Source organism: Candidatus Izemoplasmatales bacterium, assembly GCA_041649275.1.
GTDB lineage: Bacteria > Bacillota_I > Bacilli_A > Izemoplasmatales > Hujiaoplasmataceae > UBA12489.
The window spans coordinates 52936-74260 of sequence record JBAZNL010000007.1 but is presented as its reverse complement, the minus strand read 5'-3'; the positions used below and the strand labels follow the sequence as shown (position 1 = coordinate 74260).

The window sequence follows — 21325 nt, the reverse complement described above, 5'->3', positions numbered from 1 at the left end:
ATCGAACCATCTTGATGTCATTCGGGGACGAAATCGGATGGGACTCATGCTATAATCTTCACAAGAGGTGAACAATATGAAGATGCAATTGCCGAAACGCCAGGAACTCGATGCGAAGCGCACGTGGGACATCGCGAACCTGTTCAAGACCGAGTCGCTGTACCTCGAGGCCTTCGATGAAGCCGAACGGCTCGTCGATTCCTTCTGCGCGAAGTTTGAAACCAAGCTGAATGATAAGGATACCATCAACGAGGCGTTGACCGCCTACCAGGACATCCGCGGCAGGCTGACGCGGATCGGCGCGTACGCCTCGCTCCAGTCGAGCACCGATTCGATCAGCGAAGAGAATCAGATGCGGCAAGGGAAGAGCATGATCCGCTTCCAGACCATCTCGAAGAAGACGGCCTTCTTCGAAAACGAACTGAAGGCCGCTCCCGATGCGCTCCTGCGGGAAGCCTCGGAGTGCGCCGAGGAGAATCGCCACTACCTGCTCGACGTCATCGACGAGAAGAAGTACACGCTGATCCCCGAGGTCGAAAAGGCCCTGGTCGCCCTGTCGCCGGTCCTGAACGCCGCCTACGTCAACTACAACCGCTTCAAGCTGGCGGACATGAAGTTCGACGACTTCGAGGTGGACGGAGTCAAGCATCCCAATTCGTTCACGCTGTTCGAAAACGAGTACGAGTACGTGGTGGACACCCCGGTCCGAAGGGCCGCCTACGAGTCTTTCTACAAGAAGCTGCAGGAATACCAGCACGGCTTCGCCAGCAACTACTCCGCCCACGTCCAGAAGGAGAAGATCCTCTCCGAACTGCGCGGGTATCCCAACGTCTTCGACTACCTGCTGTATGACCAGAAGGTCACGCGCGACTTCATGGACCGCCAGATCGACCTGATCATGGAACGCCTGGCTCCGGCCATGCGGCGGTACGCCCTTCTCCTGAAGGACGTCCACGGCCTCGACAGGATGACCTACGCGGACCTGAAGATCGCCGTCGATCCCTCCTTCGAACCCAAGGTGACGATCGAAGAGGCCCGGGCGCTGATCGAGGCGGGGCTGTCCGTCCTGGGAAGCGAGTACAATCAGGTCGTGCGGCGCGCGTTCGACGAACGCTGGATCGATTTCCCGCAGAACCAGGGGAAATCGACCGGCGGCTTCTGTTCCTCGCCCTATGGGGCGACATCCTTCATCCTGATCAACTGGAACGGCCAGATGGACGAGGTGATGGTCCTCGCGCACGAGCTCGGGCATGCGGGTCACTTCCAATACGCCAACCGCCACCAGAGCATCCTGAACACGCGGCCGTCGACGTACTTCGTGGAAGCGCCGTCGACGACCAACGAGCTGCTGGTCGCCAATCACCTGATCAGGACGGCGAAGACCTCGCGCGAGAAGGCGTGGCTGAAATCGGTGAAGATCGCCCGCACCTACTACCACAACTTCGTGACCCACCTGCTCGAGGCGGCGTTCCAGCGGGAAGTCTACCGGAGGGTCGACCAGAAGCAGCCGCTTTCGGCCCAGGTGCTCAAGGGCATCAACCTCGACGTCCTCAGGAAGTTCTGGGGCGACGCGGTCGAGATTCCCGATTGGGCGGGCTATACGTGGATGAGACAGCCGCACTTCTTCATGGGACTCTATCCGTACACCTATTCCGCCGGCCTCACGCTCGGTACGAAGGTGTCCGGCATGATCGAATCGAAGGCGATCGAACCGCAGGCATGGATCGAGGTCCTGAAGGCCGGCGGCACGAAGACGCCGCTGGAACTGGCCCGGATGGTCGGGGTCGACCTGTCGACGGACCGACCCCTGATCGAAGCGATCGACGAGATCGCATCGATCATCGACGATCTCGTCGCCCATCGGAAGGACGCCTGAACGCATCGATCCGACGGCCGGGATCATTTCCGGCCTCTTCGATGAAATCGTTCAACGGCGTCCCCCGAACGGGAGGGCGATCGTCGAAAAAGCCCCGCGTCTTCGCCGGAAGGACGCGGGGCTCTTTCATTTCATGCCGGACGATGGGCGGCTTTCGTTCGCATCGAGACCAGATGCACCGGCAGATACATCAGTGCGATCAGTGCGGTAGCGAACGATGAAAATGCCAGCAGATAGAGCAGCGGGGAGGATTCCTGGAAAGACGCGAGGAACGCGGCGGGCGGTGTGAACAGGAAGAGTTCGTCGGCTCCGCCGAAACGCAGTTTCGCATATCCGGCGACGAAGGCATAGGCGGCGAGGAACGCCATCGACCGCAGCCAGTCGCGTTTGACGGGGACGAATCCCATCACACGGACGCCATACACCGCGAGCCACGCGATGACGGCGTGGGCTCCGAAGAAGGTCCACCCGCTCCAGCGGTCGAGGCCGAACGGCGTGTCGTAGAAGAGGAACGACAGAAGCGATCCGAACGCATAGAAGTAGGCGATCCTGAAGATCGCTTCCTTCTTGAACGCGACCGCGAAGAAGAGCGAGTAGAGAGCGACGGCGCACAGCGGGAACCGGAACGGCGACGTCGTGAGCATGCGGCTCTCGAAGACCCGCCACTCGAACGCGATTCCGAGGACCAGGATCCCGTAGCGGATCCAAGGCTCAGCCTTGGAACCCTTGAGTCTGGGTGAAAGGATCCAGAGGAGAACGACGCTTAGGATGAAGCCGAGGGTAAGTGCGATGTGCGTGACGCCGAACCATTCGAGCGGTTGACCGGGCTGTTCGCTGAAGAATGGGATCATGTCGAAACCTCCCTTTTCAGATATTATACCACATTGGAACACTCCCGCGCAGGCGTGTATTGCACAATAATAAACGAATCGTGATGATTTGATGAAGACAAATCGAAACGCATGTGGTATAATGACATCGACTTACGATGTAAAAGGCGGTATCTATGACGACAATCGATCGCATCATGCAGTTCCTCAACGGGGAAATGACCCGCCCCGTCCCCTACCAGTCGCTTTCCGAAAGCTGGTTCCACTATCTCGCCCTCGCCGTCGCGATCACCGCGGCGGTCCTCGCCGCCATCTCTCTTCGAAACGGCGGCGAGAAGCGGCTTCGCCGGTTCCTGCTCGCCTTCGCCGCGCTTCTGCTCTCGTTCGAGGCGTACAAGCAGCTCATCTTCAGCTACCAGGCGGGATGGAGTTACCAATGGTACGCCTTCCCCTTCCAGTTCTGCTCGACGCCGATGTACGTCGCCCTGGTCGCGGGACTCACGAAGAACGACAAGATCCGCCAGGCGCTCGTTAATTTCCTCGGCACCTACGGGCTGTTCGCGGGACTCGCGGTCATGTTCTATCCGAACGACGTCTTCATCAACACCATCGGCATCAACATCCAGACGATGGTGCATCACGGCGCGATGATGGTCGTCGGGGTCGCGCTCCTGGCGAACAAGGTCAAGCTCACCTCGAAATCGATCCTGGGAGCGACCGCCGTGTTCGCCGTCCTGGTGGGAACGGCGATCCTCATGAACACCGCCTACAACGCCTGGATGGGCGACGCCACCTTCAACATGTTCTTCATCAACCCCGTCTACGGGACGCACCTGCCGATCCTCTCGCAGATCGAGCCGCTCGTCCCCCATCCCGTCTTCGTCGTGATCTACATCGTCGGGTTCGCGCTCGTCGCGTATCTGATGCTTCTGATCGGCATCGTCGCCCACCGGCCGCTCGACCGCAAGGCGCGGTCGGTCGCACCGCGGCGGACCGCGGCGCGTCCATGACCAACGACCGTCTTTTCCGCATGCCGTTCTCCGACCTGTATCCGCTGTATCTGGCCAAGGTCGAACGGAAGGGCCGCACGGCGACGGACCTCGAGGCCGTCGTCGGCTGGCTCACAGGTTATGCGGGCGAGACGATCGCAAGCCTGATCGATCGGAGGATCGACCTCGAATGCTTCTTCGCCGAGGCGCCGATGGCGAAGACGCGGACTCCGCTCGTGGCGGGAAAGGTCTGCGGCGTCCGCGTCGAGGACGTCGCCGATCCGACCATCCGGATGATCCGCGCTGTCGACCTCCTGGTCGACGAACTCGCCAAAGGCAGGCCGCTTTCCCGGATCCTGCGCTCCTGAACGGTTCGCCGGGCCGATTCATCGCCTCGAATCGAAAAGCTTCGCCCGAGAGCGAAGCTTTTTTCATCATGCGAGACGAATCGCTAGGCGGCTTTCGAGGCATTCGCCCTGTGGGCGAGGAGGAGGCGGACGCCGACGAACGCGGATAGCGCGAGCATCAGGATCCAACCGAACAGCGACGTGTTCATGACCGCGATGAAGCCGCGGTCGAACTGGGCGGGGTCGATGTGCTTCAGGAAGATCCCGAAATATGCCCAGGCGATGACGAGGCTGTAACCGAGATTCTTCTGGATCATGAGGACGACGCCTCCGATCGCGAGTCCGACGAGCAGGACCGCGACCGTCTGGAGGGTCGCGCCGACAGTGTCGACGGGCAGGCCGAGCTTGACCAGCCAGGTCGTCGCGTTGGCGATCGTCGCCACCGTGATCCAGCCGAAGTAGACGCCGAAGGCGGCTTTCGTCATCGCGTCCGTCTTCCGCAGCGGGTATGAAATGAGGATCAGGCAGAAGAGGATCGAAAGCATCAGTAGAAGCGACAGCCAGATGACGCGGAAGTGCCATGCGAAGATCCAGAGGACGTTCGCGACCGACGAGACCGCGAAGAAGGCATCGATCCTGATGCGGACCGGGTCGACGGCGGCGCCCTCGCGGGGACGCAGGCCCAGGACCTCGCGGACGACGTAGACGCCGAGGAGGATGTAGATGACTCCCCAGATCGAGAACGTCAGTCCGGTCGGGGCGAAGAGGTTCCGGTAGGAATCCGAGACCGCACCGGTCGTGATGCCGTTGATCGGAATGAGATTGGCGAGCGCGTTCACGAGGATCATCGCGGCGTATGCGCCGGCGGAGAACCAGACGATGAAACGACGGTGTTTCGGTTGGATCATGGCGAAGCCTCCATTCGTATCCTTGTCTCTATTGTACCACGTCCGTTCGCACGCGCGATCGCGAGCACGCATCATCGACGCGAAACGGAAAACCGCGCGCGTCGAAGCGCACGTTTCGACGTTTCGCGACGATGAAACCGTTCGCGCGCGAAAAAAAGGGATCGCGGACGCCGGGGAATCGATGGTATAATGGGAGCGGCGAATCCCCTTCGGTCTTTCGGACGGATCCGCACTCGATGCGCCGACAGGCGCCGGAGGTCACTCATGGTCGAAGCGATCGTCTATCTGCTTGCGGGCTTGGGAGCGTTTCTCGTCGGGTTCAAGGTCCTGTCCGACAACGTCCAGAAACTGGCCAACAAGAAGCTCAAGCAGCTTTTCAACAGAGTCACGAACAACCGCCTCGTCGGCGTCGGAATCGGCACCGCGATCACGATGATCGTGCAGTCGTCGTCCGTGACGACCGTCATGGTCGTGGGCTTCGTCAACGCCGGCGTGATGAACCTCCTCCAGGCGACGACGATCATCATGGGCGCGAACATCGGTACCACGATCACCGCCCAGATCGTCGCCCTGCAGGCGCTCGACGTCACGATGTACGCGATGCTTCTGGCCGCGATCGGCGTCTTCGGCGAGATGATCGCGAAGAAGGACAAGTCGAAGGCGACGTTCTACGCCGTCGCCGGTCTCGGCCTCGTCTTCATCGGCCTTTCGATCATGAGCGATTCGATGCGCATCTTCCGCAGCTCGCCGCTGATCACCGAGGCCTTGACCTCGGTGAACAATCCCTTCGTCCTGCTGCTCATCGGCGTCGTCGTGACCGGCATCGTCCAGTCCTCGTCCGCCGTCACCACGATCCTGATCTCGATGGCCGGCGCCGGCCTGATCATCGGCGGCGGCGGAAACGCGGTGCTCTACGTCGTCCTCGGCACCAACATCGGGACGACCGTCACGGCGCTCCTTTCATCGATCGGCGCGACTTCGAACGCGCGTCGCGCGGCGATGATCCACCTCATGTTCAACGTCCTCGGCTCCCTCGTCTTCTTCCCGATCCTGCTCCTTTGGCCGTCCTTCGCGGACAACGTCCTCGCGCGGATGTTCGCGCTCCCCGGAACCCAGATCGCGATGTTCCACACCTTCTTCAACGTCACCTGCACCTTCGTCTTCCTGCCGTTCGCGACGGTCTTCACGAAGGTATCGCACATGTTTGTCCGTGACCGTGCGGCAACGACTCCGCTCATCTACTTCGACGAACGTCTGCTCAAGACGCCGGGCGTCGCCCTCGGCCAGCTCACGAAGGAGGCCGTCCGCCTCGGTCGGCTCGCGATGGATACCCTCAACGCCGCGATCGAAGCCTTCATCGTCCAGGACGGTACCGCGCTCGACGCGATCCGCGGCCGCATCTGCGACGTCGAACGCCTCGACAGCGCGATCACGCAGTCCCTGATCAAGGTCTCCGCCAATCCGCTCACGCTCGAGGACGAGCAGATGATCAACCGCGTCCATCACGCCATCGGCGACTTCATCCGCATCGCCGAGATCAGCGACAACGTCCTCAAGTACACCCGGACCAGCATCGACCAGCACCTCACCTATTCGGAAGCGGCCCAGGCCGACCTGCGGGCGATGTACGGACTCCTCGACCGCGAGTTCGCGCTCACCCGGGACGTCTTCGTCGACCGCAACTTCGACCTGATGGCGGAAGTCGAGACCATCGAGGAGCAAGTCGACCGGATGCGCAGGCAGATGATCGACGACCACCTGAAGCGGCTGAACGAGGGCCTTTGCAGCGCCGACAACAGCGGCGTCTACATCAACTTCGTCTCCAACCTCGAACGCGTCGGCGACCACATCAACTTCGTCGCCCACAGTTACGAGACGCAATCGCCGGAAGCCTGTCGGATCGAAGCCGAATGACCGCGACGGTCCGACCGCCGCTTTCGTCCGTCCCGACGTCGCTTCCAAGATAGGAGAACGCCCCATGCCGAAACGCTGTCCCAACTGCAAGTCCGAGATCACCCGCTATCAGGAATTCTGCTATCAGTGCGGCGCGCCGATCCGTCATGTCGCGAAACGCCCGAAGGTCGATCTCGGCGTCGAGTGGAAGTGGTTCATCGTCGGCTTCCTGCTTCCGCCGCTCGGCTACGCCTGGTTTTTCTTCTTTTCCCGCAACCATTACGATGCGGCCCTTTCGGCGTTCAAGGGCGCGATCGCCGCGTCGATCCTCTCGTTTCTCGTCTACCAGATGCTCTCGCTCGTCAGTTGCCTCGGCCTCGCGGATCCGACGACCACCGGTGTCCTGCCGGTCGCCCGATCCGTCTTCCGCGCTTGAGGTGAACCGATGGAGAGCCGAAGCAAGATCGTCCTCGACCGTTCCACCATCGTCCGCCTCTTCGCCAAGGCGGGCATCGAAGGCGTCGAATCGATCGCCCCGCTCGGGGCGGGCGAGTTCAACGCCCTCTACGCCGTAAAGGCCCGAGGCGTCGAACACGTCCTCAAGGTCGCGCCGACCGATCGACGGCGGATGCTCTCGTACGAACGCGGGATGATGGCCGAGGAGGTGCGCTTCTACGCCTGGATGCGGGAGAAGACGCCGATCCGCGTGCCGTCCGTCCGTTACGCCGATTTCACCGGGACCGATCTGCCGTCGCCGTGGTTCATCATGGAACGGCTCCCCGGAACCACCGTCGATCGAGCCGGCTTGACGGCCGCGGAGAGAGAGGTCGCTTTTCGGCAGACCGCGGCGATGGTCGCGTCGCTCCACGAGGTCCGCGGAGCCGGGTTCGGTTACGTCCAGAACGGCCTGCACGCCGATTGGCACGAGGCGCTTGCGGCGATGGTCGGAAACCTCATCGAAGACGCGCGCCGGTTCCGGATGCCATGTCCCCGCGGAAGACGACTCCTTCGGGCCGTACACGCCCATGCGGACGTCCTGAGGACGGTCGAGTCGCGGCTCGTCAACTTCGACGTCTGGGAGCCGAACATCCTCTGCGAACGGAAGGACGGCGACCTGACGCTCTCGTGGATCGATCCCGAGCGCTCCTTCTGGGGCGATCGCATCGCCGATTTCGTCTGCCTCGACTTCATGAAGATGTCGCTCGACGAGAAGTCGTCGGCGCTGTCCGCCTACAACGCCGTGGCGTCGGAACCGATCGCGGTCACGGATGCGGAACGGATCCGCTTCTCGCTCATGCTCGGGTACCTCGGACTCATCATGGAGGTCGAGAAGTACGCCCGCTACACGCACTTCCATTTCGGCTGGTGGCGCAACGTCGGCGCCTGCAAACTTTTATTCCGTCAATGCTTCGGATCGCTCCGCGTCCTCGAAGGTCGCGCCGCGAAGGAGGAGAATCCCCATGAATGACGCGCTCCAGGGCATCGCCCTCGATCCGAAAAGCCCGCTTCGCGGCAAACGGATCCTGTTCCTCGGTTCCTCGGTGACCTACGGCGTCGAACCCGGCGGGATCTCGTTCGTCGAATTCCTCGCCGCGCGGACGGGATGCTTCGCTCGGAAGGAAGCCGTATCGGGGACGACGCTCTGCGACGTCGACGACCAGTCCTACGTCGCCCGTCTTCGGCGCCTCGATCCCGATCTGACCTTCGACGCCGCGCTCGTGCAGCTCTCGACGAACGACGTCGGCCGGGGTCATCCGCTCGGAACGCCGATCGGACCCGGCGCGGTCGGCTACGATCCTTCGACGGTCGCCGGTGCGATCGAAACGATCGTCGACCGGATTTTCCGCGTCTATCGCTGCCCGGTGTTCTTCTATGTCGGCACGCGGTTCCCGGAGCCGCGCTACGGAGCGATGGTCGAACTGCTCTGGAACATCGCGAAACGCTGGGGCATCGGCGTTGTCGACCTGTGGAACGATCCCGTCATGAACGCCGTCGATCCCGCCGATCGCGACCGCTTCATGGCGGACGGCGTCCACCCGACGCTGACCGGCTACGTGGAGTGGTGGGGACCGCGAATCGAAGCGGCCCTGATCCGGCTGCTTGGCGAAGCGGCCTCCCGGTAGAAAAAAGAAAAACGGGCCCCGTGGGGACCCGTTGCGATGATGATGGTCAGGTGATGCTCTTCCTGAACAGCTTTCGCAAGTACAGGACGCCTGCGACGCCGATCGCCGCCGTGGCGAGGTCGTAGAGGACCAGAAGCGCGGTGACAAGACCGAGGAGGAATCCGGAGGGATCGGGATCCTCGTCGAGACCGGTCGCTGCGGCGACTACGAGCACGAGGAGGAAGAAGAGGATCGCGGCTCCGCCCGCGATCAGGACCCGCATCCGGTCGTGGGGGGAAGTCCACGCGGACCAGAGCAGGACGACGGCGCCGACGGCGACGACGAAACCGAGTTCGGCGGGGAACATGTAGTCCATCAGGAACCGGCCTTCGTCGATCGATCCGACGACCGACGTGAAAAGCATGAACGCGATCGGAAACAGCGCGAGCACGGTTCCGAGGATCGCGAGCACCTTGGTGATGATGGGATTCTTCATGATCCGTCTCCTTCCGGACGTTCGATGACGGCCCGTCCGCCATCATGATAGCACCGTTTCCCGACGGAAGGCAAGGGGATGTGACGTTTTCGTCCGGTTTCCTCCTGCGAATCGTCATGTTCGATGCGCGGATTCGCCGAAATGCGCGTGGATTTCCGTTTCTTTCAGGGGCGTTGGGACGCCCCCTGAAGAAGAGCCGCCGGACCAGGGAACCCTCCTCCTCTTTTCGCTTGACACGGGCCTTGGATGTGCTATAATCTTGTCTCGGTGCGTCCGCTCGAGACGCGCCGGGAGCGACATCCGATGGCATCCAGAAACGACAATCCGAGGACTCCGCCGGTACGCGGCGAGTTCCTCGTTCCCGACTATTACGCCGCCTTCGCGTGCAAGGGCGGCAGTTGCCGCAGCACCTGCTGCGCCGGCTGGACGGTCACCGTCCCGATGGACCAGTACTTCGCCCTCGCCAACGTGTCCTGCGGGCCCGAACTGCGCGAATCGATCGACCGCGCCTTCATGCCGGTCCTCCGGCCATCGCCCGAACGCTTCGCGGAGATCCGCCACGACCGCGACGGCCGTTGCAAGCTCCTCCGTCCGGACGGCTGGTGCGCGCTCCATGCCGCCTGCGGCGAGGACGCATTGCCCTCGGTCTGCCGCTACTATCCGCGCGGCCCGCGGATCGATCCGATCATGGAATCGTCCTGCGCGAACAGCTGCGAGCGCACGCTCGAACTGCTCTTCGAAAAACCCGAACCGCTCCGCTTCGAACGCCGGGAACTCACGTTCTCGATGCCGTTTTCGCCCACCGCGACGGCTCCTGCGGAAGCGGCGGCCTACGTCCGCGTCCGCGCCTTCTGCCTCGCCATCCTGACGGATCGGGCGTTTCCGCTTCAGACGCGGATCCTGATGGTCGGAAAACTGCTTTCCGCCCTCGATCGCGATCCGGGCGTCGACCCGGGAACCGTCGACCTCAGCGTTCCCGCCTTTGCCTCCGACATTCCCGGAACATATCGGACGATGATGAACGTCGGCCGCTGGTTCATCGAGAACAACCGGTCGATCGCGGCCTTCTGCGAAAGCGTCGAGGCCTACTACGTTGACGGCGAGATCGAGGCGAAGTACCGCGCGGCCACGGCTCATTTCACGGCGATCCTTCCCGACCACGAGATCCTCTTCGAGAAGATGCTGGTGAACGACCTGTTCTTCCGGCAGTTCCCCCGGGGCGACCACGGGACCGGGCTTTCGGACGAATTCACCGCGCTCGCCGGCACGTACGTCTTCATCCGCTTCCTCGCGCTCAACCTGATGATGACGAGGACGAACCGCGCGGAGTTCGTCGACATCATGGCGGCGACCTATCGCGTCGTCGGCCACACCCGCTTCGACAAGAACATCGTCGTCCTGCTTCGCGACGAGGAGGCATCCTCGTTCGACGCGCTCGGAACGATGCTCCAGGCATAGACGAGAAAACATCGAGCCCCACCGGTGCCGACCGGCGGGAGACAAGGAGTTCCCATGGAACAGCAAAAGAAGCAGGAAATCGTCCGGTCGTTGAAATACGTCATGTTCGCCGCATCCGCAGGTCTCATCCAGATCGGGTCCTTCGCGATCCTGACGGAATGGACGGGGCTTCCCTACTGGCCGCGCTATCTGATCGCGCTCGCGCTTTCGATCGTCTGGAACTTCACCTTCAACCGCCGCTTCACCTTCAAGTCGGCGACCGACGTGGGACCGGCGATGGTCAAGGCGTTCGCCTTCTACGTGTTCTTCACGCCGGCGTCGACGATCCTCGGAGAATACCTCGTCGGCGACCTGTTCTGGAACGACTATCTCGTCACCGGCATCAACATGCTCCTGAACTTCGTCCTCGAATTCCTCTACCAGCGCTTCTACGTCTTCCGCGACTCGATCGACTCCAACGATCTGGCGATGAAGGCCAGGACGAAGGCGGAGCAGAAGCACGAGTGAACCATTCCGACGACCCGCTCCGGCGGGTCGTCGTTTTTTCAACGACGTCCTTTCCAAACGCGCGTGCGCATGCTATCATACAGGAGGACGCGTTCGCGTCCGGGAGGCGAAGATGACGAGATATCCCTATGCGGCGGGTCTGAAGGGACCGGCGATCGGCACCGGCAGGATGCGCCTCACCCATCCGCTCCTCCGGCTGTTCTTCCGGATGAACGACACGCACGCGCGACGGTTCCGTCCGATCCTCGGCACCTCGATCCGGAAGATCCTCGTGCCGGGGTTCCAGGATGCCGAGATCGACTGCTTCGTTGTCGAAGGGAGGGCCGTCGCCCCCGACGCCCCGGCGATCGTCTACCTGCACGGCGGCGGTTTCTTCGGGGGGTTTTCGAAGATGCATTTCCAGAACGCCTGCTTCTTTGCGGACGCGCTCCACTGCCGCGTCTTTCTTCCCGCCTACCGAACCTCCTACCGAAACAAGTTCCCGATCCCGGTCGAGGACTGCTACGCGGCGACGAAGTGGATCGCGGGCCATGCGTCCGCCCTCGGGTTCGATCCGACGCGCCTGGTCGTCTACGGCGACAGCGCCGGCGGCTGCCTGGCGGCGGCGACGGCGCTCATGGCACGCGACCGCAAGGAATTCCCGATTGCGTTCCAGATGCTCGTCTATCCGGTGACCGACCGCCTTCAGACGGGTCGGAGCCTGAGGGAATATCCGGACGGCACGTGGTCCACGGAAGCCAACCGACAGATGTGGGACCTCTATCTGGGAGGAGCCGATCCCGGTGGGGACGGCTACGCCTCGCCGCTGCAGGCGAAGACGCTCGCGGGTCTTCCGCCGGCGTACGTCGAACCGGCGGAGATCGACTGTCTTCGCGACGAGGGCGTCGCCTACGCCCGTCGACTCGATAACGCGGGCGTACCGACGATCCTGAACGTCGTCAAGGGAGCTTACCATGCCTTCGAGCAGGAGTATCCCGCCCCCTTCGTCGTCGACGTCCTGAACCATCGATGCGACGTCCTTCGCGAACGCTTCCAGGTGAAATCAGAATGAATGAAAAAACGCGATTTCTCGCGTTTTTTCATTTCTTCAGAGCCCATGGTCAGACGAGTTCGAAGACCCAGAGTCCGATCGCCGCGAACAGGAGGAGGTCGGCGACGCCGACGAAGGCGAGCGCACGTGAAAGGGGATGTTCGCGGTTTCCGCTGGTCAGGATCTTGATTTCGAGGACGGTGGCGAGGATCGGCGCGACGTACGTAAGCAGGTACACGACGGGCAGGACGAAGGCATGGTCGACGTAGTAGACGAAGATCACGACGGCGATGACCGCCTGATTGATCGCCGCGGTCAGGACGAACGTCCGACGGCGTCGATATCCGAATGCGAAGAGCAGCACGAGATGGACAAGGCCGACCAGGGAGGCGAAGAGGAAGGCCTTGACACTCCGCTCCAGATACCAGTCGTCCCAGGCGTCCGGATCGTCGGCGGGGGGAAAGAGGGTGTCGTATTCGGCGTATTGCACGCTGGTGAGGTCATACGAGGCCTGCAAGAGCGGCTTGGTCTGCGTGACGGGTTCGGAGACGTCCATCGATCCGTCGGCGTAGATGATCGCGATCTTGAAGGTCAAGGAGCCCTCGACCCGGTAGCCGAAACGATAGAGGCCATCTCCGAGAAGGACGACCGCGGCTTCGTCGCAGTAGAGCAGCACCGATCCGAATCCGTCCGCGTCCCGATATCCGTTGACCGCGTCCCGGTAGGCGGATTCGGCGTAAGGCTCGGGAAGGTTCCGGTCCGCCAGTTCTTCGGGCGAAAGAAACGGCGCCGCGTCGACGGGAAACAGGAGGTCGACGTAATGGACGTCCGCGATCTCGGGAATCGCGACCTGGACGGACCGATTCATGGTGTACCACGCCGAGATCGTCCCGACGGCTGAACAGATGAAGATCGTGATGATCACCAGCGTCATCGACTTCAGAAACGGCTTCATGGGCATCCCTCCGAAAGGATTGTATCCCATCCGGACATCGATGTCAACGCGCCTGCGAGAAATTCACGCATCATCGCGTTTCCGGTCGAGATCGAAAAAGGCGTCGTCCGCCTGCCTGAAGCAGGGACGACGCCTTCGTTTTCGACGGACCTTATTTCGCGGCGGGCTCTTCCTTGAGTTCCTCGCCGTCCTTGCCTTCGAACCGGCGTCCCCATCCGGTGAGGACGGCGAACAGGAGGACGAAGAACAGCACGGCCGTGTAGATGAGACCGGCGGCGACGACGTACGGATTGAGGCCGGAGAGGGCGACGCCGATGAAGACGAAGCAGCTCAAAAACGGCACGTTGTTGGCGATCGAGTTGGCGAACCCGTCGAGCAGGTTGGCGCGGCGATAGGGGTGGATGTTCTTGCGGCGGCCGATCTCGTTCACGACCGGGCCGAACGTGAGGATCGAGGCGCTCGTGACGCCGCCGAAGAGGAGCGTCGTGAGGTTCGTGCCGATCATGATCGCGATCTCGGCGCCCTTCGGCGTCTTCGCGAGCTTGCTTTTGAGGATCCAGTCGACGAGGCGGTCGAGCGCGCCCGCTTCCTGGAGGACGCCCATGATGCCGAAGACGGAGATGACGAGCGTGACGGTGCCCATCATGTTGGCGACGCCGTCGGCCAGGAAGCCGTGGGTCGCGCCGCCCACGACGTTGAAGATGTCGGAGAAGCCGAGCAGGCCGGAAACGAGGGCGACGATCGTGCCGGAGATCAGACCGACGGTGACCGATGCGAAGATGTCGCGGGTCTTGATGGCGACGAAGAGCAGGAGGCCGACGGGGATGAGCATGAGGAGCGGCAGCGGGCTGCCCTGGACCTCGACGGAGCCGCTGACGGTGCCGCCGATGCCGCCGAGGACGACGAGCAGGACGGTCGTGATGATCGCCGCGACGATCGAGTACTTGAAGCGCGAGGCGACCGCGCCGGAGATTTCGGCGGTGCGGATGCCGTCGCGGTAGACCTGCGTTCCGCACGAGGCGATCGTGGTGTCGGAGATCGGGGCGAGGTTATCGCCGAAGACCGCGCCGCCGAGGATCGCGCCGGCGAGGAACATCGGGCTGGCGCCGAGGGCGATGCCGGCCCCGTAGAAGATCGGGAAGGCGGCGAACATCGTGCCGATCGAGGACCCGGTGGCCGTCGAGATGACGCAGCAGGCGAGGAACACGAATGCGACGTAGATGCCGCCCTTCATGCCGATCGAGCCGGCGAGCCAGAGGAATCCGTTCGAGACGCCGGCCGACTTCATCAGCTGCGAGAACATGCCGATGATGAAGAGGATGAGGACGACGGCGACGCTGGTCGGGCTGGCGATGCCCTTCATGACGGCGTTCCAGAAGCGGCCGTAGTGCTTGAAGTTCTTGACGAACAGCGCGCCGATCGCGAGACCGACGAAGCCGCCCATCGCCAGCGCGTGCATGTCGAACGCCTTGAAGACGACGAACAGCAGGACGCAGACGATCGTGAAGACGAGCATGGGAATGAAGGACATTCCCCATCCGAACCGGAATGCGAGTTTCTCGTTCTTTTCTTCCATTGTTTTCTCCCTCTCTGTATCTTGTGGTGTTTCAGGCAACGATGTTCAGATGACGCCTTTCTTCTTCGCGAGCTTCGTGAGCGCGGACTTGATTCCCTCGAATGCGGCGATCGCGTCGAGATCGTCGTTGAAGCAGGCGATCACGATCCGGATGTGGCCCTCGCCCTCCCTGCCGTACGGCGTTCCCTCGTTCACCATGATGTGGGCCTCCTCGAGGATCTGCGCGGCGACCTCGGCGGCCGTTCCCAGGCGCGAGACGTTGAGCCAGGCGAGGATCCCGCTTTCCGGCATCGTCATCGTGACGCCGGGAATCGTGGACAGGATCTCGTAGGCGATCCGACGGCGGCGTTCGAGTCGGACGAAGTGGGACGGCAAAAGCGTCTCGTCCCCGAGTGCGGCGACGGCGCCGACGGACGAGACCGTGGAGGCGGCGCCGAGGACGTTGACGGCGCCGCCGTAGAGGACGTCCATGATGCGGTCGTCGGCGTAGATGTAGCCGATGCGCAGGCCGCTGAGACCGTACCCCTTGGAGATCGAACAGACGGTCACGGTACGTTCCCACATCCCGGGAAGCGTCGCCGGCGAGATGAACTCGCGTCCGTCGTAGACATGGTCCTCGAAGGCCTGGTCGGACACGAGCACGAGGTCGTGACGGATCACGAAGGCGGCGAGCTCTTCGACCGACGCGCGGTTCCACACGGTGGTGGTGGGGTTGTTCGGATGGGTGACGAGGACGACCCTGGTCCGCGGCGTGACGCGCCGTTCGAACTCGTCGATCCTGATCTGGTAGCCGTCTTCCTCGTGAAGCGGGACGTGGACCGCGACGCCGCCGAGAAGCTTCGGATCGAGGAAGTTCGAGGGATAGCTCGGATCGGGGATGAGCACCTCGTCGCCTTCGTTCAGAAACGGCATGAGCGCGTAGAGCAGTCCGGAGTCCGAACCGGGGGTGACGATCACGTTGCGGCTCGGATCGAGCTTCAGGCCCGTCGTGCGGCCGACCTTCGCGGCGATCGCCTTGCGGAGGTCGTACGCGCCGATCGGCATCACGTAATGCGCGGGGACGCCGCCCTCGATCGAATCGACCATCGCCCGCTTGACGGACGCGGGAAGCGAGGGGTCGGGGAAGAACATGTCCGCCCACGCCATGATCCGGTAGCCTTTTTCCATCAGGATGCCGGCGCCTTCGCCGACGTCGGCCTTCGTGACCTTGAGGAAGAGCCCTCCCTGCAGGTCGCGGAACTTGCCGTTCATCTTCGTCTTGATGTCCATGATCGTTCTCCTTGGATGGGACCGCACGTTCCCGGCGGCCGTTATTTTGTTTCGAGTTCCTTCAGGTAGCGGTAGAGCGTCTGGGGCGAGATCCCGAGCAGCGTCGCGACGCGCCCGATCGAGCCCTTGAACTTGAAGACGCCCTTGCCCGCGAGGCGGGCGACGAGGTCCTTCTTGTCGGCCGGCGAAGACCGCGCGTAGTCCGGACCGCTCTCCGGCAGTGCGCCGCGGAGAATGTCGTCGACGATCTCGTCGGCCGAAACGTCGAAGCGTTCCGGTTCGGCGGCGGCCGTCGCCTGGACCATGATCAGGCCGTCGAGCGACTCTCTCAGCCGCATCAGGTCGGTCACGTCGACGTTCACGCAGAGCAGGCCGACCGTCTCGCGCCGCTCGTTGCGGATGAACAGCGTCGAGGAGCGCAGGATCTTACCCGTCCTCTCGTTCGTGCCGGTGTAGTTGATGAAGGCGTCGCGGCTCTTGTCCTCGTTCTTCATGATCAGGTCGAACGCGTACTTCGTGATCGATCCGCCGACCGCACGGCCGGAAAGATGTCCGTTCACGATGTAGACGATCGAATGCTGCAGGTCGCTCAGGTCGTGGACGATCGCTTCGCAGGTCGGTCCGTTGATCTGTGCGATGAAGTCGGCGACGGGGAAGTATTTCGCAAGCAGGGATCTGTTGTCCATGGCTGGGCCTCCTTAAAAGCGCTTACAACGACAGTATATGAGAAAAATTTATCGCTGTCAAGAGGCAAATGAGAAAAAATTATCATCGATGGGCAAAAGAAGAACCGTCGGTGAAGACGGTTGGAGGACCTGATGCGCTATCGGACGCAGATGGCGTCGATCTCGACCTTGACGTCGCGCGGCAAACGGGCGACCTCGACGGCGGCGCGCGCCGGCTTGTGGTCGCCGAAGAAGGCGGCGTACTCGGCGTTCATCGCGGCGAAGTCGTTCATGTCCTTGAGGAAGACGGTGCACTTGACGATGTCCGCGACCTTGAAGCCGGCGGCTTCGACGATGCCTTTCACGTTCTGAAGCGACTGGCGGGTCTGGCTCGCGACGTCGTCGCCGGCCACCTTCATCGTCTCGGGGACGAACGGGATCTGGCCGGAGACGTAGAGCGTGTTCCCGGCGAGGACGGCCTGGGAATAGGGCCCGATCGCTGCGGGCGCGTGTTCGGTCTTGATGAATTGGGTCATGGCATGGACCTCCTTGGATTCACGACTCATTATAGCGCGCCGCAACCGGCTTGGCAAGGGTGCATCCTTCCGCCGGGCGGCTTATTATTTTATAATAAATTTTTCTCGCCCGGCGACAATGGCGAGGAGGCGGCGGGATCGCTCCCGGAACGCGCGAGGCCCTGCGAGCGGATCGTCCCGTAGACGCCCACGAGGATCATCGCGCTGCCGATCAGATGGTAGTAGCGGATGCTTTCATCGAGGAAGACCGCGCCGGCGGCGATCGCGACCACCGTCGACAGGTTCGAATAGATCGAGGAGACGTGCGGCGGCAGCTTGCTCAGGGCGACGTTGACGAGGAAGAAGCCGCCGATCGAGGCGACGATCCCGAGGTAGAGGATCGGAGCGGCGAGTTCGGGATGGAAGAGGGCCGTCACGTATCCGGAGAGTCCGTCCCCGAAGGCGAGCTGGACGAGATAGATCGCGTTGAAGGCGATCGCCGCGGACATCATCATGAAGTAGGTGATCTCGAATGGGGTGAGCGTGGCGAGCGCCTTCTTCGAGGCGATGTTGAAGAAGGCGGCCGCGAGCACGGCGGCAAACAGAAGCAAAAAGCCGACGATCCGGCCGCCGTCGCCGCTCCCGGGCGCGAGGAACTGGATGAGGAGGATGCCGGCGACGCTCAGGAGGATGAAGAAGATCTGGATCGGACGCGGCCGCTCGCGCAGCACGAGCATGCTCAGGAGGGCGACGAAGATCGGAATCATCGCCAGCATCATGCCGGCTTCCCCGCTCGTCGCCTGCGACAGGCCGAAGGATTCGAACAGGAAGTAGAGGATCGGCTCGCAGAGCGCCGCCGGCAGCCAGAGCCTCCAGGCCCCGCGCAGGAAGCGGATCTTCACGACCTTGAACAGGCGCAGGCCCTCGAACGCGAGGAACGCGACCAGGAAGCGGTAGCTGATGAGTCCGATCGGACTTACGTACAAGAGCGCCGTCTTGGAGAACAGGAAGGTGAAACCGAAGATGACGGCGTAACCGACGCCGGCGAGATGGACCGCTTTCTTCATGGCTCGCATACCGGACGACGCGCGTCCGGAACCCCTTTTCGTGATGCGATTTATCGTTTCGACGAGGCGAAGAAAAGAACGCCGGATCGCCGTTTACGGTAATCGGATTATCCTATCTTTCCACAGCCTTCGCTGGCAGTTCCCGATCGTACAGGCGGAACACCTTGTAGATTCTTCCGCCGAGTTTCTCGATCGCGTTCCGGCTCTTGTGGTTCTCCATCCCGATCGTCGAAGCGTCGACCCAGGTGACGCCGCGGCGCTTGAGAAGGTCGAAGTAGGCGGCGTACATCGCGTTGATGACGCCCTTCCCCTGGTACGGGATCGTCACCGTCTGGATCATCGCCCGGACGGTCCGGATGCGCTTGCGGTAATAGAGCAGTTTCAGAAGGCCGATCGGCCCGAGCCGCCCATGGAGGCGGACCAGGATCTCGTTGAAGTTGGGGACCGCCATCGTGAATCCGATCGGTTCGCCCTCGAACGTGCGGGCGATCTTGATGTAGTCGAAGTCGAGGAACCTCTTCCAGCTGTCGAGGAGTTCGTAGACCTTCTCGGGTTCCGGCGGCCGCTGGTCCCAGTCGTCGGCGATCGAGTTGTTCATGCAGGCGATGATGTCGCGCGCCTCCCGGTCGACCCGCCTGGGATCGACGTCGTCGACGGTGAACCGGAAGCGTTTCTTGATCGCGTCGATCGTGTCCTGGTACCGTTCGTAGGGAACGTCGTCGAGTGCGAGCCGATAGCTCACGAAGTCTTCGGCCATCCCGAATCCGGCGGTATCGAACAGGCGGCGGTAGTACGGTTTGTTGTAAACGCACATCGTCACCGGCGCGACGTCGAATCCATCGGTCAGGACGCCGCGGGAATCGTCCGGATCCTTCGGGTTCAGATTGCCGTAGTAATAGTCGATGCCACGTGCGGAAAACCATGCGTCGGCGGCCTCGAAGAGGGCGTCCGCGACCGCCTGGTCGTCGACGCATTCGAACATGTTGAAGGCACCCTGGAGTCGTTCCGTCGAGGTCCCGGGACGGGCGACGAAGGGTGAAAGCCAGATCCGGCCGACGACCTCCCCGTCCCGTTCCGCGAGGAAGGCGGCCGCCGGCTGATCCGACGCATTTCGAAGGATCTGCGCGACAAGGCCCTTGCGAACGTCCGAACGGAGTGCCGGGACGTAGAGCGGGTCGCCGCGGTACAGCCGATCGGGAAACGCGATGAAACGGCGGATGTCGGACCGGTTCCCGACCGGACGGACGACGACGTTCATCGGTCCGCCTCCGTCGCGGCGGCTTCCGCGACCCGACGCCGAAGCGCGTCGCGGTCGACGCGGTAACGAAGGAGCGAAAGGATCCCGAGGATGCCGAACGCGATCGGCAGAACCGAGAAGAGGACCGCGATCGCATCCACCGCCGACGGCGACTGGAGCACGATCGCTCCCGATAGGACCGACGACTGCGCTTCGGCGGTGAAGGCCTTGGCGGGTTCGAGGTATCCCGCGGCGTTCAGGACCGCGCCCGTGAGGAGCATCCCGACCGCCCATCCCAGCTTCTGGACGAACGTCACGACGCCGTAGTAGGCGCCTTCCTCGCGTTCGCCGGTACCGGTCGCGAAGTTGATCGCGTCCGGCACGATCGAGAACGGGACCATCTGGAGTCCGGCAAACCCGAGCGACAACAGGACGACGACGGGGTAGATCCACGGCATCGTGCGCCAGAGCACCGACAGGACCGTGCCGTAGTCGGCGTTGATGTCGGCGATGTAGCGGATGACGCTTCCCTGATAGGCGGGGACGAGGTCGGCGTCGGCGGCGACGTGCGCGACGACGCCCGCGGCCTCGTAGTCGAACGCCGGCGCGAACGCCATGAGGGCGAGGGCGACGCAGAGCACCGCGATCGAGAGGATGTAGGCCGTGCGTTTCGAGGTCTTCTTGCTGACTGCGGTCCAGACCGGCATGAACAGCACGGCGAGCACCATCACGCCCCCGGCGACGGGCAGGAAGAGCGAGGGAAGGAGCATCTTGTAGTTGAGGAAGTACACGAGGTTTCCCTGGATGAAGTTCATGCAGGCGATCGAGAGCGCGAACATCAGGCAGGCCTGCCGGAAGGGCGGGTTCTTCCACGACGCGACGAAGTACTTGTGGAACGCGAACGGGACGCGGGATCGGTCCGCCCCCTTGTTCCGCTCCCTCAGGTTGAGCACCGAGGAGAATCCGAAGACCAGCATCAGGAACCCGAACGCGACGCCCATCGCGACGTATCCCGCGGTGTTGTCCTGCGAGGCGTTCGAGAGCCCCAGGACCTCGGGGATCGCGATCGAGAGGAGCGTGCCGAGGACCGAGCCGATCATGCGGAACGTCATCATCGAGGTGCGTTCGTCGTAGTCGTCCGAGAGGTCGTTCACGATCGCGTTGAACGGCGTCGCGACGAGCGTGATGAAGGTCGTGTAGACGAGGTAGACCGCGAGCGTGACGGCGACCTTGACGGCTTCCGATCCGGAGCGAACGAGCGCCGGGACGGAGAACAGCATCGCGAAGGTGACCGCCATCGGCGCGAGGTAGGCGAGGATGAACTTGCGCCGTCTTCCGTGCGGACTCCTGGCGTTGTCGTTCAGGTAGCCGGCGATCGGGTCGGTGACGGCGTCCCAGACGATCCCGGCGAAGATGATCGCCCCCGCCCAGAAGGCGGAGATGCCGATCGTGTTCGTGAGGTAGATCATCAGGAAGAAGCCGATCAGCGTCGAGGAGAAGGAGAACGGGAAGTCCCCCAGCGCGTAGAAGATCTTGGTTTTCACGGTGACTCCGGCGGTCGGCCGGGGAGATTCCTGCATCGGGTTCGCTCCTTGTCGCTAGTCG

General features: G+C 62.7%; 21 protein-coding genes. 10 read left to right on the top strand and 11 right to left on the bottom strand.

The genetic code is table 11. The features are described from left to right. Window positions 1–76 precede the first annotated feature (76 nt). The gene (gene pepF / locus WC509_05645) at window positions 77–1876 is read left to right on the top strand and encodes an oligoendopeptidase F (protein ID MFA5006928.1); all 1800 of its coding nucleotides are present in this window, start codon (window positions 77–79) and stop codon (window positions 1874–1876) included. A gap of 131 nt (window positions 1877–2007) precedes the next feature. On the opposite strand, the gene WC509_05640 is transcribed toward pepF, so the two are convergent. Beyond that, window positions 2008–2727 (bottom strand): hypothetical protein, encoded by a 720-nt coding sequence (locus WC509_05640; protein ID MFA5006927.1) that lies wholly within the window; start codon window positions 2725–2727, stop codon window positions 2008–2010. 155 nt (window positions 2728–2882) lie between these two features. Between WC509_05640 and WC509_05635 the strand changes: the two genes are divergently transcribed. Continuing rightward, the gene (locus WC509_05635; protein ID MFA5006926.1) at window positions 2883–3716 is read left to right on the top strand and encodes a hypothetical protein; all 834 of its coding nucleotides are present in this window, start codon (window positions 2883–2885) and stop codon (window positions 3714–3716) included. Continuing rightward, the gene (locus WC509_05630) at window positions 3713–4063 is read left to right on the top strand and encodes a DUF2200 family protein (GenBank protein MFA5006925.1); all 351 of its coding nucleotides are present in this window, start codon (window positions 3713–3715) and stop codon (window positions 4061–4063) included. Before WC509_05635 ends, WC509_05630 begins: the two co-directional genes overlap by 4 nt. A gap of 83 nt (window positions 4064–4146) precedes the next feature. On the opposite strand, the gene WC509_05625 is transcribed toward WC509_05630, so the two are convergent. Then, on the bottom strand, window positions 4147–4950 hold the full coding sequence (locus WC509_05625) for a tryptophan-rich sensory protein (GenBank protein MFA5006924.1): 804 nt from the start codon (window positions 4948–4950) through the stop codon (window positions 4147–4149). Between the two features lie 264 nt (window positions 4951–5214). Here WC509_05625 and WC509_05620 point away from each other — a divergent pair, with 264 nt between their 5' ends. From WC509_05620 to WC509_05605, 4 genes are all read left to right on the top strand, one after another. Continuing rightward, on the top strand, window positions 5215–6864 hold the full coding sequence (locus WC509_05620; GenBank protein MFA5006923.1) for a Na/Pi cotransporter family protein: 1650 nt from the start codon (window positions 5215–5217) through the stop codon (window positions 6862–6864). 64 nt (window positions 6865–6928) lie between these two features. Next, window positions 6929–7279 carry a zinc ribbon domain-containing protein gene (locus WC509_05615; protein ID MFA5006922.1) on the top strand — a complete coding sequence of 117 codons (351 nt, stop codon included), beginning with the start codon at window positions 6929–6931 and terminating at the stop codon, window positions 7277–7279. A gap of 9 nt (window positions 7280–7288) precedes the next feature. Continuing rightward, window positions 7289–8311 carry an aminoglycoside phosphotransferase family protein gene (locus tag WC509_05610; GenBank protein ID MFA5006921.1) on the top strand — a complete coding sequence of 341 codons (1023 nt, stop codon included), beginning with the start codon at window positions 7289–7291 and terminating at the stop codon, window positions 8309–8311. Next, window positions 8304–8966, top strand: a complete 663-nt coding sequence (locus WC509_05605) for an SGNH/GDSL hydrolase family protein (GenBank protein MFA5006920.1) — start codon at window positions 8304–8306, stop codon at window positions 8964–8966. Before WC509_05610 ends, WC509_05605 begins: the two co-directional genes overlap by 8 nt. A gap of 46 nt (window positions 8967–9012) precedes the next feature. On the opposite strand, the gene WC509_05600 is transcribed toward WC509_05605, so the two are convergent. Beyond that, on the bottom strand, window positions 9013–9441 hold the full coding sequence (locus WC509_05600) for a hypothetical protein (GenBank protein MFA5006919.1): 429 nt from the start codon (window positions 9439–9441) through the stop codon (window positions 9013–9015). A gap of 303 nt (window positions 9442–9744) precedes the next feature. Between WC509_05600 and fliB the strand changes: the two genes are divergently transcribed. The 3 genes from fliB (at window position 9745) to WC509_05585 (ending at window position 12457) form a co-directional block, all read left to right on the top strand. Beyond that, entirely contained in the window at window positions 9745–10899 is a 1155-nt protein-coding gene (gene fliB, locus WC509_05595) for a flagellin lysine-N-methylase (protein ID MFA5006918.1), read from the top strand. 54 nt (window positions 10900–10953) lie between these two features. Beyond that, a complete protein-coding gene (locus tag WC509_05590; GenBank protein MFA5006917.1) occupies window positions 10954–11406 on the top strand; it encodes a GtrA family protein in 453 nt (150 codons plus the stop codon). A 112-nt stretch (window positions 11407–11518) separates the two neighbouring features. Continuing rightward, on the top strand, window positions 11519–12457 hold the full coding sequence (locus WC509_05585; protein MFA5006916.1) for an alpha/beta hydrolase: 939 nt from the start codon (window positions 11519–11521) through the stop codon (window positions 12455–12457). 49 nt (window positions 12458–12506) lie between these two features. Here WC509_05585 and WC509_05580 read toward each other — a convergent pair whose 3' ends face one another. From WC509_05580 to WC509_05545, 8 genes are all read right to left on the bottom strand, one after another. Then, complete coding sequence (locus WC509_05580; GenBank protein MFA5006915.1) at window positions 12507–13391, bottom strand: hypothetical protein; 885 nt, start codon at window positions 13389–13391, stop codon at window positions 12507–12509. Between the two features lie 151 nt (window positions 13392–13542). Next, window positions 13543–14967 carry a Na+/H+ antiporter NhaC family protein gene (locus WC509_05575; protein ID MFA5006914.1) on the bottom strand — a complete coding sequence of 475 codons (1425 nt, stop codon included), beginning with the start codon at window positions 14965–14967 and terminating at the stop codon, window positions 13543–13545. A 45-nt stretch (window positions 14968–15012) separates the two neighbouring features. Next, window positions 15013–16236 (bottom strand): pyridoxal phosphate-dependent aminotransferase, encoded by a 1224-nt coding sequence (locus WC509_05570; protein ID MFA5006913.1) that lies wholly within the window; start codon window positions 16234–16236, stop codon window positions 15013–15015. Window positions 16237–16277: 41 nt separating this feature from the next. Further along, window positions 16278–16922 carry a PAS domain-containing protein gene (locus WC509_05565; protein ID MFA5006912.1) on the bottom strand — a complete coding sequence of 215 codons (645 nt, stop codon included), beginning with the start codon at window positions 16920–16922 and terminating at the stop codon, window positions 16278–16280. A 137-nt stretch (window positions 16923–17059) separates the two neighbouring features. Next, on the bottom strand, window positions 17060–17437 hold the full coding sequence (locus tag WC509_05560; GenBank protein MFA5006911.1) for a RidA family protein: 378 nt from the start codon (window positions 17435–17437) through the stop codon (window positions 17060–17062). A gap of 89 nt (window positions 17438–17526) precedes the next feature. Then, window positions 17527–18483: a DMT family transporter gene (locus tag WC509_05555; GenBank protein MFA5006910.1), complete on the bottom strand. Its 957-nt coding sequence runs from the start codon at window positions 18481–18483 to the stop codon at window positions 17527–17529. Window positions 18484–18595: 112 nt separating this feature from the next. Beyond that, window positions 18596–19741 (bottom strand): hypothetical protein, encoded by a 1146-nt coding sequence (locus WC509_05550; protein ID MFA5006909.1) that lies wholly within the window; start codon window positions 19739–19741, stop codon window positions 18596–18598. After that, the gene (locus WC509_05545) at window positions 19738–21300 is read right to left on the bottom strand and encodes an MFS transporter (GenBank protein ID MFA5006908.1); all 1563 of its coding nucleotides are present in this window, start codon (window positions 21298–21300) and stop codon (window positions 19738–19740) included. The genes WC509_05550 and WC509_05545 overlap by 4 nt, the downstream gene beginning before the upstream one ends. Window positions 21301–21325 lie beyond the last annotated feature (25 nt).